13 protein-coding genes and 1 pseudogene are annotated in these 11,389 nt (G+C 73.5%); 3 read left to right on the top strand and 11 right to left on the bottom strand.

Annotated features, from left to right (window positions below; all coding sequences use genetic code 11):
• Positions 1–66: 66 nt before the first annotated feature.
• From ABD287_RS07595 to ABD287_RS07580, 4 genes are read right to left on the bottom strand one after another with little or no spacing between them, the layout of a single operon-like run.
• Positions 67–975 carry a septum formation family protein gene (locus ABD287_RS07595; RefSeq protein ID WP_344170350.1) on the bottom strand — a complete coding sequence of 303 codons (909 nt, stop codon included), beginning with the start codon at positions 973–975 and terminating at the stop codon, positions 67–69.
• Positions 976–999: 24 nt separating this feature from the next.
• The gene (gene panD / locus ABD287_RS07590; protein WP_344170347.1) at positions 1,000–1,428 is read right to left on the bottom strand and encodes an aspartate 1-decarboxylase; all 429 of its coding nucleotides are present in this window, start codon (positions 1,426–1,428) and stop codon (positions 1,000–1,002) included.
• 19 nt (positions 1,429–1,447) lie between these two features.
• On the bottom strand, positions 1,448–2,290 hold the full coding sequence (gene panC, locus ABD287_RS07585; protein ID WP_344170344.1) for a pantoate--beta-alanine ligase: 843 nt from the start codon (positions 2,288–2,290) through the stop codon (positions 1,448–1,450).
• Positions 2,287–3,258, bottom strand: a complete 972-nt coding sequence (locus tag ABD287_RS07580) for a Rossmann-like and DUF2520 domain-containing protein (protein ID WP_344170340.1) — start codon at positions 3,256–3,258, stop codon at positions 2,287–2,289. The genes panC and ABD287_RS07580 overlap by 4 nt, the downstream gene beginning before the upstream one ends.
• Positions 3,259–3,434: 176 nt before the next feature.
• On the opposite strand from ABD287_RS07580, the gene ABD287_RS07575 reads away from it, so the two are divergent.
• Positions 3,435–4,436 carry an SAM-dependent methyltransferase gene (locus ABD287_RS07575; protein ID WP_344170986.1) on the top strand — a complete coding sequence of 334 codons (1,002 nt, stop codon included), beginning with the start codon at positions 3,435–3,437 and terminating at the stop codon, positions 4,434–4,436.
• 135 nt (positions 4,437–4,571) lie between these two features.
• The gene (locus tag ABD287_RS07570) at positions 4,572–5,657 is read left to right on the top strand and encodes an NADH-quinone oxidoreductase subunit D (RefSeq protein ID WP_344170983.1); all 1,086 of its coding nucleotides are present in this window, start codon (positions 4,572–4,574) and stop codon (positions 5,655–5,657) included.
• Between the two features lie 20 nt (positions 5,658–5,677).
• Here the strand turns inward: ABD287_RS07570 and ABD287_RS07565 are convergent, their stop codons facing one another.
• The 7 genes and pseudogenes from ABD287_RS07565 to folP all read right to left on the bottom strand — a co-directional run.
• Positions 5,678–6,631: a hypothetical protein gene (locus ABD287_RS07565; protein ID WP_344170337.1), complete on the bottom strand. Its 954-nt coding sequence runs from the start codon at positions 6,629–6,631 to the stop codon at positions 5,678–5,680.
• 171 nt (positions 6,632–6,802) lie between these two features.
• The gene (locus ABD287_RS07560; RefSeq protein WP_344170334.1) at positions 6,803–7,108 is read right to left on the bottom strand and encodes a hypothetical protein; all 306 of its coding nucleotides are present in this window, start codon (positions 7,106–7,108) and stop codon (positions 6,803–6,805) included.
• 9 nt (positions 7,109–7,117) lie between these two features.
• Positions 7,118–8,380, bottom strand: coding sequence for an ABC transporter permease (locus ABD287_RS07555; protein ID WP_344170331.1), 1,263 nt, complete (start codon positions 8,378–8,380; stop codon positions 7,118–7,120).
• Positions 8,381–8,456: 76 nt separating this feature from the next.
• Positions 8,457–8,984, bottom strand: a complete 528-nt coding sequence (locus ABD287_RS07550; protein ID WP_425565542.1) for a DUF3180 domain-containing protein — start codon at positions 8,982–8,984, stop codon at positions 8,457–8,459.
• Positions 8,985–8,998: 14 nt separating this feature from the next.
• The gene (folK, locus tag ABD287_RS07545) at positions 8,999–9,523 is read right to left on the bottom strand and encodes a 2-amino-4-hydroxy-6-hydroxymethyldihydropteridine diphosphokinase (RefSeq protein ID WP_344170325.1); all 525 of its coding nucleotides are present in this window, start codon (positions 9,521–9,523) and stop codon (positions 8,999–9,001) included.
• Entirely contained in the window at positions 9,520–9,915 is a 396-nt protein-coding gene (gene folB / locus ABD287_RS07540) for a dihydroneopterin aldolase (protein ID WP_344170980.1), read from the bottom strand. Before folB ends, folK begins: the two co-directional genes overlap by 4 nt.
• 69 nt (positions 9,916–9,984) lie before the next feature.
• Positions 9,985–10,767, bottom strand: a pseudogene (gene folP / locus ABD287_RS07535) (dihydropteroate synthase); the annotation flags it as partial.
• 303 nt (positions 10,768–11,070) lie between these two features.
• On the opposite strand from folP, the gene ABD287_RS07530 reads away from it, so the two are divergent.
• A complete protein-coding gene (locus ABD287_RS07530; protein ID WP_344170322.1) occupies positions 11,071–11,376 on the top strand; it encodes a hypothetical protein in 306 nt (101 codons plus the stop codon).
• Positions 11,377–11,389 lie beyond the last annotated feature (13 nt).

The raw sequence follows: 11,389 nt of genomic DNA, 5'->3' as shown, positions 1-11,389 counted from the left end.
GCCCGGACCGGCTGACGTCGGGGGGCCAGGCCAACGGCCCGCCAGCGCTCACCCCGCCAGCGCCACTCACCGCTCCGGCAGGGCGGTCGGGCCGGCGCCACGCAGGGACCGGCTGAACGAGCCCGCGTTCACGTACAGGTAACACCGAATGCCGCGGTCGCCGCCGTCCCACTCCTCCTGCGGCGCCGGCGCGGCGATCGTGCCGGTGCGGAACCGGAAGGTGGCGTCGTTGCGGACCCCGGTGAAGTCGGCGACGACCGACCGACACTGCGCGTGCATCCGTTCCCAGTCGGCGGCCGCCACCGGATACCGGGTGGCGGAACCAGCGGTGAACGTGCCCGTGAACTCGCTGTTGTGCGCCACCGAGCAGGAGATTGCGGTCATCGTGCCGATCGCCCCGGTCGCCGTCGCCGTCACCTGGAAGCAGGCGAGATCCAACGGCGAGCCGACCGTCTTCAACGCCCCCGCCAGCGAGCCGGTGCGCTCGACGAGCGTGCCCGGGTCGTCGACAGCCGCCAACTCGCCCAGATCGCACCGGAACCACCGGGCGCCGCCGGCCCAGGCCGGGCTGGACGGGGAGACTACGTTCAGCCCCAGCCGCCCGTACCGGAAATCCCGGCCGAGGAACGCCCGGGCCTGCTGGTCACAGATAGCGAACGCGGCCCGCCGGGCCAGCGACACGCGGGTGGGCGGCGCGGTCAGGCCCACGAGCGTGGCCGGCGGGAACGCGCCGACGTGGAACGTCTCGGTGCGGTGCGGCCCGGCGCAGGGCGCCGGCTCGTAGCTCGCCAGCGGACCGGTGTCCCCGGGCGGCGAGAGGTGACACACCCCGGCCTTCGGGACGAACTGCGACGGCGACGGCATCGGCGCCCAGTCGTCGGCGAGCTTGCCGTCAATGCCCTCCGGGGCCGCGCAACCGGCGGTCAGGACACACCCGACCACGGCCGTGACGACGACGCGTCGGCCGAGCCGCATGACGCCCCCCTGAGGTTCGGTGCCTCAGCCGACGGTAGCGCTCAGGTCGCCACGCCGCAGGTCACCGGCCATTCCGGGGACGGCGGCGGCGGGATCCTCGCCAAGCTCCAGGATGTTGTTGTCGGCGTCGACGTGCACGACCAGCGGCTTGTAGGCGCGGGAGGTCGCCTCGTCCATCTGCGCGTACGAGATGAGGATGACCAGATCGCCGGGCTGGACCAGGTGCGCGGCGGCGCCGTTGATGCCGATGACGCCCGAGCCGCGCCGGCCGGCGATGACGTACGTCTCCAGGCGGGCGCCGTTGGTGACGTCCACGATCGCGACCTGCTCGCCGGGGAGAAGGTCAGCGGCGTCCATGAGGTCTTCATCCACGGTCACCGAGCCGACGTAGTTCAGGTCGGCCTGGGTCACCGTGGCCCGGTGGATCTTGGATTTGAACATGGTGCGGAACATGGCAGCGTTCTCCTGTCGGCTACCCACGAAGGGTGAGGGGGGCGTTGTCGATGAGACGGGTGTCACCGACCCAGGCGGCCACCAGCAACCGGGCCGGACCGGACCGGGGCGGCGGGCCCAGGTCCGGGTCGGTCAGCTCCAGGTAGTCCAGGGTCGCCTTGGGCTCGCCGGCGGTGAACGCGGCGCGCGCCGCGGCCAGCGTCCCCACCGGGTCGGCGCCACGCTCGGCGGCGTCCGCGCCGGCCCGGAGCGCGGCCGACAGGCGCAGCGCCTCCCGACGCTCGGCCGGCGACAGGTACCGGTTGCGGCTCGACAGGGCCAGCCCGTCCGGCTCGCGGACCGTCGGCACGCCCAGCACCCGCACCGGCAGGTCCAGGTCCTGGGCCATCCGCCGCACCAGGGTGAGCTGCTGGTAGTCCTTCTCGCCGAAGAAGGCCAGCTCGGGGCGGGTGAGCTGGAGGAGTTTGAGGACGACGGTCAGCACGCCGTGGAAGAAGCCCGGACGACTGGCGCCCTCGAACCGCTCCCCGGACGGACCGGGGCTCACCTGGACCCGCGGCTCCCCGTTGGGGTACATCTGGGACCCGCTCGGCGCGAAGACCACCTCGGCGCCGGCCATCGCGCAGATCGCCAGGTCGGTGTCGGGACTGCGCGGGTACCGGTCGAAGTCCTCGCTCGGGCCGAACTGGAGCGGATTCACGAAGATCGTCGCGATGATGTGGTCGGCCTGCTCACGGGCGGCCCGCAGCAGAGCCGCGTGCCCGTCGTGCAGCGCGCCCATCGTCATCACCACCGCGACCGTGCCCGGCATCGCGGCTCTCACCTGCGCCAGCTCGGCCTTGACATGCACCATGCGAGTCATCGCGGCCCGCTCCCCCCGGTCGATACGTCGGCGCGCGCCGGCGGGGTCGTGTCGTCGGCCCCGACCATCTCCGCCACCGCCTCGGCGACCGGCCAGGGCAGCCGTCCCGCGGCGGCGGCGCGGCGGGCCGTGCGGCCCGCCAGGGCACGGTACGCGGGTGTGACCTGGCCGGCGGCGGCGGCCAGCGCGGCGGTGTGTCCGCCCACGGTGCCGAGGTCCCCCCGGGACACCGGACCGGTGAGCGCGGCGTCACCTGACGCCAGCGCGTTGTCCAGGGCCGCGGACGCGATGGGGCGCAGCAGTGCGGCGGGATCGGCAACGCCAGCGGTCCGCAGCACGTCCATGGCGTCGTTGACCAGGGTGACCAGATGGTTGACGCCATGTGCGATCGCCGCGTGGTAGAGCGGTCGGTCCGCTTCGGCGACCCACTCGATCCGGCCACCGAGGTCGGCCACGAGGCGCCCGGCCAGCGGCGCGGCCGCCCCGTCAGCGGTGACGCCGAACGAGATGCCGGCGGTGAGTCGGGTGAGGTCGGCCGGGCCGCCCGTGAAGGTCATCACCGGGTGGAGCGCGAGCGCTCCGGCGCCGCGCGCCACGACCGGCGCCAGCACTCCGGTCCCGGACGCGCCGGACAGGTGCGCGACCACCTGTCCGGGACCGACGTGGTCCGCGACGGCGGCCGCCACCGACGGCAGGGCATCGTCGGGGACGGCGAGGAGCAGCAGTTCGGGATGCTGACGGGCGACCGCCACGGGATCGGAGAAGGCCACGCCGGGAAAGACCGACGCGACGCGGGCCATTGACGTCGGCCCGCTGCCGCAGGCGGCGATCACCCGGTGCCCGGCGGCCACAAGGGCCGCGCCGACCGCGGCGCCGACTCTCCCGACGCCCACCACCGCGAGGCGCAGCGGGGCGGCTGGGTCGGTGCCCGCCGGCACGAAGCCAGGCGGGCGCGGGGATGCGCTCATCTCACGATCCAGTCCTCGTAGGTACCGGTCGAGGCAAGTATGCGCTGCCAGAGCCGCTGAACGGCCAGGGCTGTGACCAATCTCCCCCGCCGCTGACGGCCCGGGCGCCGGCTATCGTGCCCGCTGTGCCAGACGAGCCCGCCCCGCCCCCCGGCCACCGACCGTGGTCGGCGGCGATGACGGACGCCCTCTACGGCGAGCGGGGCTTCTTCCGCCGCCACGCCGGTCCGGCAGCCCACTTCCGCACCAGCGTCCACGCCTCGCCGACGTTCGGCGGAGCCCTGACCACCCTGCTGCTGGGCGTTGACGCAGCTCTGGGCCACCCCAGCCGGCTGGACCTGGTGGACGTCGGCGCCGGCCGGGGCGAACTGCTGGCGGCGCTGCTGGCGTCCGTCCCCGCCGAACTGGCCGCCCGGCTGCGCCCGGTGGCGGTCGAGATCGCCGACCGACCGGCCGGACTGCCAGCGGAGATCGGCTGGACGGACCAGATTCCGGCCCGGGTCGTCGGGCTGCTGGTGGCCACCGAGTGGCTGGACAACGTGCCGGTCGAGGTCGCGCAGGTGGGATCAGCCGGTCTCCGTCGGGTGCTCGTCAACGACCGCGGGGAGGAGATCAGCGGCGGCCGCCTCACCGGGCCGGAGGGGCGCTGGCTGGACCGTTGGTGGCCGGCGACCGGTCGGAGCGGGCGCGCCCCTGGGCCGGACACCGGACGGGTCGAGATCGGGCTGGCCCGGGACGAGGCGTGGGCACGGGCGGTCAGCGCCGTCGACCGGGGGCTCGCGCTGGCCGTCGACTACGGGCACCTGCTGCCGGGTCGCCCGGCTGCGGGGACGTTGACCGGGTTCCGGGACGGCCGGCAGACGCGCCCCGTCCCGGACGGTTCCTGCGACATCACCGCGCAGGTGGCCCTGGACGCCGTCGCGACGGCGGCCGGACGGCCGTTCCACCTGCTCACCCAACGGCGTGCCCTGCACGCCCTCGGCGTCGACGGCCGCCGCCCGGCGCTCGCCCTGGCCGCCACGGACCCCGTCGCGTACCTCCGGGCCCTGTCCGCCGCCGCCACCGCCACCGAACTGACCACCCCCACCACCCTCGGCGCCCACCGTTGGCTGCTGCACCCCCGCGGAATCCCCCTCCCGCCACGCCTTAGCGATGTTGACCATGATCTGGGCGGTTGAGCACACGCCGCGCCCGCCCGCGGAAGTCATGATCAACGCTGGGCCGAGGGGGCGTGGGAGGATGGCGCGGTGGGTGGATCGGGACAGGTGCGCGATGTTGTTGTCGGGACGCAGGCAGGGCTCGACAGCGCTGACATGGTGCTCAACATCGGACCGCAGCATCCCTCGACGCACGGGGTGCTGCGGCTCAAGCTCACCGTCGACGGGGAGCGGGTCGTCGCCTGCGAGCCGATCGTCGGGTACATGCACCGGGGCGCGGAGAAGCTCTTCGAGGTGCGCGACTACCGGCAGATCCTCATGCTCGCCAACCGGCACGACTGGCTCAGCGCGTTCAGCAACGAGCTTGGCGTCGCGCTCGCCGTCGAACGGCTCATGGGGATCGAGGTCCCGGAACGGGCCACCTGGCTACGCACGGCGCTCGCCGAGCTGAACCGGATCCTCAACCACCTCATGTTCCTCGGCTCCTACCCGCTGGAAATCGGCGCGATCACCCCGGTCTTCTACGCATTCCGCGAGCGGGAGGCCCTCCAGGAAGTTATGGAGGAGATCTCCGGCGGACGGATGCACTACATGTTCAACCGCGTCGGCGGGCTCAAGGAAGAAGCCCCCGCAGGCTGGACCGGACGGGCCCGCGACGCCATCGGCCTCGTCCGGCGACGGATGCCTGACCTGGACAACCTCATCCGCCGCAACGAGATCTTCATGGCCCGCACCGTCGGGGTGGGCGTGCTCAGCGCTGCCGACGCCGCCGCGTTCGGGGCGTCCGGGCCGGTGGCGCGGGCGTCCGGACTGGACTTCGACCTAAGACGCGACGAGCCGTACCTGGCCTACGGTGATTTGGACGTGCCGGTCGTCACCCGGACCGCCGGCGACTGCCACGCCCGGTTCGAGCTGCTGCTGGACCAGGTGTACGCCTCGCTCGACCTGGCCGACGCGTGCCTGGACCGGGTCGACCGGATCACCGGACCGGTCAACGTACGACTGCCCAAGGTGGTCAAGGCGCCCGAGGGCCACACCTACGCGTGGACCGAGAGCCCGCTCGGCGTCAACGGTTACTACCTGGTCTCCCGCGGCGAGAAGACCCCGTACCGGCTCAAGCTACGCACCGCGTCGTACGCCAACGTTCAGGCGCTGTCGACGCTGCTGCCGGGATGCCTCATTCCGGATCTCATCGCCATCCTGGGGTCGATGTTCTTCGTCGTCGGCGACATCGACAAGTAGCGGCGCCAGCGGGACTGGGGTCAGCGCCAGCGGTCGTCGCGGTCGGGCTCCCGGTAGGCGGGGATCTGGTCCCAGGCGGTCGGGGCGTCGACGGACCACTGGTATCCGCCGGCCGGGTCGGGCGTCAAGCTGGACGGCGCCGGTTCGGCCGTCCAGGTCGGGCCGGCGCCGGTCAACGGGTCCGTTCCGAGGTCGCCGGTGTGCGCGCGTTCGGACCACGAGGTGCCGTTGTTGTAGAGGTCACGGTAGCCATCGGAGCTGGCCTGCTGGGGCCAGTGCCGGGAGCGGTAGCCGGTCGTGCCGCCGCCGTAAGCGGCCTGGGCGCTGCCGTCATCGGGCCCTGCGCCGCTGTAAGCGGAGGCGGCGCTGCCGTAGTCAGTCGCGGCGCTGCTGTAGGCGGAGGCGGTGCTGTGTCCCGCCGGGGCGATCGACGGCGCCGCTGGCAGCGCGGGAAGGTTGGCGGGCGCCGGGTCTGCCGCCGGGGTCCGCCACCCGGCCCGGTCCTGCCCGTTGTTGGTGGCGTGCCGCGCGGTGGGCGTCGGAGCCTCCGCAGGCTGCAACGTCGCGACCGCCTCGACCAGCTGTTCGCGGGCTTCGTCCAGCCGCCCGCGCAGCTCGTCCACCTCGACGCGCAGCGCCTGCAGTTCCTGGTTCGCGACTTGGCTACGCTCTGTGAATGCTTTGTTGACTGAGCGCACCGCGCTCTTGATGTCCTCACGGAGGTCATGGCGTAACGCGTCGGACTCCTCGAAGATCACTTCCTCCAACTCGCCCTGTCCCGCGCCGCCGTCGCGCAGCATGGTCGCCAGCGCGACGAGAATCACCGCCAGCACAGCGACCCCTGCGGCGATCTTCACCGCGCCGACGCCGTCGGCGAACACGATCATCAACGCGGCGACCGGAGCGGCGGCGACGCCACCCCAGAACATCAGGGCAAGCGCCCCGCCGCCGGTGGGGGAGTCCTGGCGAGTCATGCGGCCGAGGTTACGGAGCGTGAGAGCCGCTGGGAATGCGACGCCAACGATCCCGGCCGTCCGGGCGCCTGATCCACCGGCCCGGGCCCGCCGGGCAGCCAGGTGGCCGACACCACAGCGCCGCGCAACGGGGCGCCGCGGGGACCGACGGCGACGTGACGCGCGCACCGCTCAGGCGGCGGCGCCCCCAGTCAGGTAGTTGATGAACGCGGCCCGCAACAGTGACTCATTCTCGCCGTATCCGTGCCCAGTGAACTCGCGCCACAGCGCGATCGCGTCATCGACGGTCGCCCCGACTGCGCCAAGCGACCCGTCAAGGCCCTCCGCGTCGTCGGCGTGCGGCAGGTGCTGGATCACCGACCAGAAGAAGCGGAGGTCGCGCCGCTGACGAGCGAGCGCGAACGCGCGCTGACGCAGCTCCTCTGTGGGCAACGAGTCGAGCGCGGCGAAGTCCGCGCCGGCGGCCTGATCGGTCATACGCCGAGCCTAACGTCCATGCGCGCCGCGCGATCGGCCACCGTGACCGACAAACCTCACCGGCCACGAGTCACGCACCCGGTCCCGCGGCGGCGGGTTACGCGGCGGGGCGTCGCCCTCGGCGTCGTCCGGTTCGACGGCCCACGGACGGCCGAACCGCTCGACGACCCTGGTCACCACAAGGCCGAGCAGCAGCGCGCCGGCCGCGACGGCGAACGGGGACGCGAACCGTCCGCGGTCGACCAGCTCCAGGACCAGCGTGATGAGAACGACGGCCAGGAACGTCCCGACGACACCACCTCGCCGCCCGAAAGCGCTCACCCCGCCCAGCAGCGCGGCGCCGACGGCGAGTCCGGTCCACTCGATTCCGGTGCCCGGGGCCACTGGTTCGCCGGCGCCGCTGGCCAGGAGCATCCCGCCGGCGGCGGCGAGCGCCGACGACACGCCCAGCGCCACGACGACGACCAGGCCGGCGATCAGACCCGGACGCTGAGCGGGGTCGCCGCTCGACCGGAAGCGTCCGAGCTGCCGGCGCACCGCCGGGATCGCCGCCAGGAGCCCACCGACGGCGGTCAGCCCGGCTACGGCGGCGAGAACGGGAACGGCGTGGGCGGTCGGTTCGAATCCGCCCTGCAACGTGACCGGCGCGTCCCGCTGGGCTACGAAGGTCATCGCCGCGAAACCCACGCCGAGGCTGGCCGCCCAGCCCGGAACCTGGAGTCCGGCGACGAGCGCGCCCATCGCCAGCCCGCCCACGGCGGCCGCCACGACCGCGCCGCCGCCGGCGATCGCGATGCCGCGGTCGCCTTGTTCGGCTACGTGGATGGCGGCGGCGAGCGCGATCGGCCCCACAGCCAGGTTGACCACCCCGGCCCGCAGGCTGAGGCCGGCGGCGAGCGCGAGCAGGCCGAGCCCGCCGACGGCCACCATGAGCTGCTGGCGGGCGTCGCCGCTCAACAGCGACGGATCGCGGCGGTAGATGAGCGCGGCGACGACGGCCGCGGCGACCAGCAGGGCCGCCTCGCAGACCAGGTGCGCCAGGAGATGGCCGCGACCGTGGTGGTCGTCCCGCTCGGGTCGTCGTGGCGACGGCGTCAGGATCGCGAGGCCGCCGTAGCGTCCGGGCTCGTCGTCGGGCTCGTCGAGGAGCGGACGGGGGTCGTCGACATAGTCGTCGGCGGCGAAGGGGTTCTGCTCGGCGCGTCGGGCGCGGGCCGGTGGCGCCGTGGCGGGGTCGTCACGCCAACGCGCGTCGCCGTCGTCGTACGCCATCGATGGCCGCCTCCTGTGATCGTTCGCACGGGCACGGTACTCCTCCCATGTGTCACGCGTCACCTTCGGCGGGGGTTCAGTCCGTTGGCGGGTTTTTCTTCGGGTCATCGTCGCCGGGCGGCACCCGGCAGGCGCGTTCCAGCCACAGCGCCGTGCCGATCAACGCCAGCGCGGCCGTCGTGCCGGTCGCGGCGATTGGCAGGTCGGCCGCACGGGCCTCGGTGGCGCCCAGCCGGGCCTGTTCCACCGCCAGCCACGCGAGCGCGCCGCCGTAGAGACCGGCAAGGACCGCGCCGGTCATCGAGGACGCCTTGGCCAACACCACGAAGCGGGCGACGGCCAACGGCGCGACCGGCTCACGACCGGGCCGACGTTCGATCCGGGCCCTGGTCTGCACGGCCAGGAACCCCTCCAGCAGGGCGAGCACGCCGCTGAACGCGGCCGGCGCCCACGGCAGCCGCGGCAGGTCGCCGTAGAACCGGCTGATGAGCAGCCAGGAGACCGCGAACGCGGCGAGCGCCGCGACCACCAGCGCCGATCCTTTGGTGGGTTCCAGTCGGGGACGCTGCGAGCCGCCGGGGCGTTCCCCGTCGGCTGCGGTCAGATCCGGTTCGCTCATCACCGCGACTCTAACGTCAGATCGGGTCGGGCCCGAACATCCGGCACGTCGGCGCGGGCGGGCTCGGCCTGTAGCAGGTCGGTGAGCCAGCCCTGGCCGGGGATCTCCCCGTAGGGCTGAAGATCAATCCACGGGCGCATGACGAAGGCGCGCAGGTGGGCCCGCGGATGCGGCAGGGTCAGCTCTGGATTGTCGCTGATCACCGGCTCGTCCTGCTCGTCCCAGACGGCGATGACATCCACGTCGAGGGTGCGTGGGCCGAACTGCCGCTCCCGGTCGCGGACCCGGCCGGCCGCCGTCTCCAACCGCTGGGCGCGGTCAAGCCAGCGGCGCGGCGGGGCGCCGGGCTCGACCGCCAGCACGACGGCGTTGAGGTAGTGGGGCTGTTCGGCGTCGCCCCACGGCGGGGTCTCGTAGACGCCGGAGGCGAGCACCAGGACGTCGTCGAGGGCGGCGACGGCGTCGCGGAGGTGGGCCAACCGGTCGCCGAGGTTGCTGCCCAGACCCAGCACCGCCCGGCTCACCGGGCCGCCCCGGGGCTGACGTCGGCGTGGCTGGCGGGGCGGTGGCCGGCGGTCCGCCGTGCGGTGACGGCGACGTCGGTGAAGTCCAACGGGATGGGCGCGGCCGGCTTGTGCACGGTGACGGTGGCCGCGCGTACCCGCGGATCGGCGAGGCACTGTCCGACGAGACGGTCGGCCAGCGTCTCGATGAGGTTGACCGGCGGGCCGGTGATCGTGGCCGCGAGGCGTTGGGCCAGGGCGCCGTAGTCGACGGTGTCGGCGAGGTCGTCGCTGCGGGCCGCGGCGCTGAGGTTCAGCTCGAGGACGGCGTCGACGACGAAGTCCTGTCCGTCCCGACGCTCGTGCGCGAAGACCCCGTGCCGGCCGCGGGCCCGCAGACCGGTCAGGGCGATCCGGTCGGTGACCGGGAGGGCCGGAGTCGGCGCGCCGGCGGGCCGGCCGCGGGCGTACCCGGCGCGGGCGGTGGCCTGCCACACGGCGAGCGCGTCGACGGTGGAGCGCACGTCGTGCACCCGCACCCCCCATGCCCCGGCGGCCATGGCCAGCACGCTGGTGGCGACGGTGGCCGCGTCCCGGCCGGACGCCGGCCTGGGCGTGCCGTCCGGGCCGACGAGCAGCGCGCCGAGGTGGGACTTGCGGCTGGCGCCGTAGAGCACCGGGTAGCCGAGGGCGACCAGCTCCGGCAGCCGGGCGGAGATGGCCCAGTTGTGCTCGGCGCTCTTGGCGAAGCCGAGGCCCGGGTCCAGGATGAGCCGGTCGGCGGCGACTCCGGCGGCGAGGGCGGCGTCGACGCGTTGGCTCAGCTCGGTGATGACGTCGGCGACGACGTCGTCGTACCGGGCCAGTCGGGCCATGTCGCGGGAGTGGCCGCGCCAGTGCATGAGCACCCACGGGCAGCCGGCGTCGGCGATGACGCGGGCCATGTCCGGGTCGGCCAACCCGCCGGAGACGTCGTTGACGACCACGGCGCCGGCGGCGAGCGCGGCCGCGGCGACGCTGGCCCGGGTGGTGTCGACGCTGACGGCGACCCCGGCGGCGGCCAGCTCGCCGATGACCGGGACGACGCGGTCGCGTTCGGTCGCCGCGTCGACGCGGTCGGCCCCGGGCCGGGTGGATTCCCCACCGACGTCGACGAGGGCCGCTCCATCGTCACGCAGAGCGACGCCGTGGGCGACGGCCGCGGCGCGGTCGGCGTACCGCCCGCCGTCGGAGAAGGAGTCGGGCGTGACATTGAGGACGCCCATGACGACAGGCGACGGAGGCAGCGGGGTCACCGGACGACGGTACCGCCGCCGGCGCCGGCGTCCGGGCGAGGGCGGCGCCGGCGTGACGTCCGTCGCCGCTGGTGGGACGGCCAACCGGCCACGCCCCACCGGTCACAGGGGGCACACTGGTAACGGTCTGCATAGGTTGTCCGAAAGAGGGGTGACCCGTACGCTCTGGTTCAGCAGGACATTAAGGGGCTGGACCTCGGGAAACATGGACAGAAACCGCCAAATGGTGGCAGATTTGCTCACCTTCGGTGGCGCATTGAGAAACGGAGTGTCATGAACGCCAGCGATCTCATTCACGCGGCAGTGGCTGCTGGCGATCCACGGGACCTTCTCGTCGCGCTCGCCGCCGCCCCGCCCAAGGGGATCAACACCGAGGGCGTCGTCGGATTCTTCGCCAGCAAGGTCGCCCCGATCCTGCTCGCCGTGCTGGGCGTCATCTTCATCGGCCGGGCCAGCCGGGGTGAGATCAGCAAGGTGCTCACCAGCTCGGCCATCGCCATCGTCGGCCTCGCGTTCATCGCCGGCGCCGCGACGCTCTTCTTCATCGGCGAGTACCTCATCGGCCTGATCTTCGCGTAGGTCGGCAGGACAC

Source organism: Pilimelia columellifera subsp. columellifera (assembly GCF_039532605.1).
GTDB lineage: Bacteria > Actinomycetota > Actinomycetes > Mycobacteriales > Micromonosporaceae > Pilimelia > Pilimelia columellifera.
This window is presented reverse-complemented; position numbering and strand designations above follow the sequence as displayed.

Bases quoted from the DNA above. Each gene is read 5' to 3' on its own strand.
- ABD287_RS07565 (WP_344170337.1), bottom strand. From the start codon at position 6,631: ATGACTCGCCAGGACTCCCCCACCGGCGGCGGGGCGCTTGCCCTGATG.
- panD (WP_344170347.1), bottom strand. From the start codon at position 1,428: ATGTTCCGCACCATGTTCAAATCCAAGATCCACCGGGCCACGGTGACC.
- ABD287_RS07530 (WP_344170322.1), top strand. From the start codon at position 11,071: ATGAACGCCAGCGATCTCATTCACGCGGCAGTGGCTGCTGGCGATCCA.
- ABD287_RS07580 (WP_344170340.1), bottom strand. From the start codon at position 3,258: ATGAGCGCATCCCCGCGCCCGCCTGGCTTCGTGCCGGCGGGCACCGAC.
- ABD287_RS07595 (WP_344170350.1), bottom strand. From the start codon at position 975: ATGCGGCTCGGCCGACGCGTCGTCGTCACGGCCGTGGTCGGGTGTGTC.
- panC (WP_344170344.1), bottom strand. From the start codon at position 2,290: ATGACTCGCATGGTGCATGTCAAGGCCGAGCTGGCGCAGGTGAGAGCC.
- ABD287_RS07570 (WP_344170983.1), top strand. From the start codon at position 4,572: ATGGTGCTCAACATCGGACCGCAGCATCCCTCGACGCACGGGGTGCTG.
- ABD287_RS07575 (WP_344170986.1), top strand. From the start codon at position 3,435: ATGACGGACGCCCTCTACGGCGAGCGGGGCTTCTTCCGCCGCCACGCC.
- ABD287_RS07555 (WP_344170331.1), bottom strand. From the start codon at position 8,380: ATGGCGTACGACGACGGCGACGCGCGTTGGCGTGACGACCCCGCCACG.
- ABD287_RS07560 (WP_344170334.1), bottom strand. From the start codon at position 7,108: ATGACCGATCAGGCCGCCGGCGCGGACTTCGCCGCGCTCGACTCGTTG.